Source organism: Granulicella aggregans, from assembly GCF_014203275.1.
Lineage (GTDB): Bacteria > Acidobacteriota > Terriglobia > Terriglobales > Acidobacteriaceae > Edaphobacter.
Genome location: NZ_JACHIP010000076.1, coordinates 1 through 1473, shown reverse-complemented (window position 1 = coordinate 1473; position 1473 = coordinate 1). Strand labels below are relative to the sequence as shown.

At 51.7% G+C, this 1473-nt stretch carries 1 protein-coding gene; it reads left to right on the top strand.

Features of this window, described 5'->3' with window-relative positions:
- Nucleotides 1–22: 22 nt before the first annotated feature.
- Nucleotides 23–1473, top strand: a 1451-nt coding sequence (locus tag HDF16_RS30105; protein ID WP_246410506.1) for a condensation domain-containing protein, incomplete at its 3' end; no start/stop codon positions are given.

The window sequence follows — 1473 nt, the reverse complement described above, 5'->3', positions numbered from 1 at the left end:
TATCGCCGCTCTCTGGATGGAGTTGCTCAAGCTGGATCGTGTCGGGCGCCATGACAACTTCTTTGCCTTGGGAGGTCACTCCCTGCTAGCCATAAGAATGATTGCTCAGATTCAGGCGCGCCTGAAGATTGATGTCAATGTGGGAGAGATTTTTACTCATTCCACCATAAAAGATTTTGCTCAGTCGCTGAAGAAAAATGATCTGCCGGTCTTACTTCCGATACGCAGGATAGATCGGAATCAACCGATCCCCTTGTCATTCGCACAGCAACGTCTATGGTTTATATCGCAAATAGAGAGTGCAGGCAGAAGTTACCACATCCCCTTCTATTTACGGTTACAGGGCGATCTGAATCGCAATGCGCTGCGATGGGCTCTGGATACCGTGCTTGCCAGACATGAGGCGTTGCGCACGACATTTTATGTCGAAGCTGGGACGCCTTTTCAGAGAATTCAACCGTGGGAAACGTTGAACTTTAAGATTTCCGAAACAGATCTTCGGGATCATCCTGATCCCGAATCATCGGTACGGGCCGTCCTGCAACGCGAAGCGGATGGCCGGTTCGATCTGGAACGGGGGCCGCTGGTCCGGGCTCATCTCATTCTGGCCGACAACGATGAGACACTGCTGGCCGTTACCATGCACCACATTGTTTCTGATGGCTGGTCGATGGGGATCTTCCGTGATGAATTCATCTCTTTATACAATGCATATATTCGGGGCGAACAAAGTCCGCTGCCGAGTCTAGCGATACAGTACGCCGATTATGCGGTATGGCAAAGACATTGGCTGGAAGGAGAGCGGCTACAAGAACAAAGTGAATACTGGAGAATTGCTTTGGCGGGGGCACCTTCTCTTCTCCAGCTTCCCACCGATTATCCGAGACCAGCAGAACAAAGCTACGCCGGTGCGTTCAGAACTATCTTCTTAGATGGGGACTTGACGCAAAAACTAAAGATCGTCAGTTCCCGTCATGACACGACCTTGTTCATGACCCTGTTCGCCGCATGGTTCCTACTGTTATCTAGACTTGCAGGTCAGGAGGATTTGGTCGTCGGAACGCCGACGGCCAATCGTGGACGGCCAGAGCTCGACCCTTTGATCGGTTTTTTCGTAAACACCTTGCCGGTTCGTCTGGATCTGGCTGGCTCACCCACCGTAAGCGATCTACTTAAGCGCGTCAAAACACAGATCCTGGCGGCCTTGCGCAATCAGGATATTCCCTTCGAGCAGATGGTTGAGGTGCTTAGGCCGATTCGAAGCATGGCTCATACACCTCTCTTTCAGGTGATGTTCGCCTGGGAACAGATGTCTCAAACAATGTCCGCACTGGATGGAGTTGCACACCAGTCCGGACCTGCGATACATCACACCACGTCGAAATTCGACCTCAGCCTACACCTCAACGAATCGGAGGGCATGATTTCTGGTGGCATAGAATACGCCACTGCCCTCTTTGATCCCGCAACCAT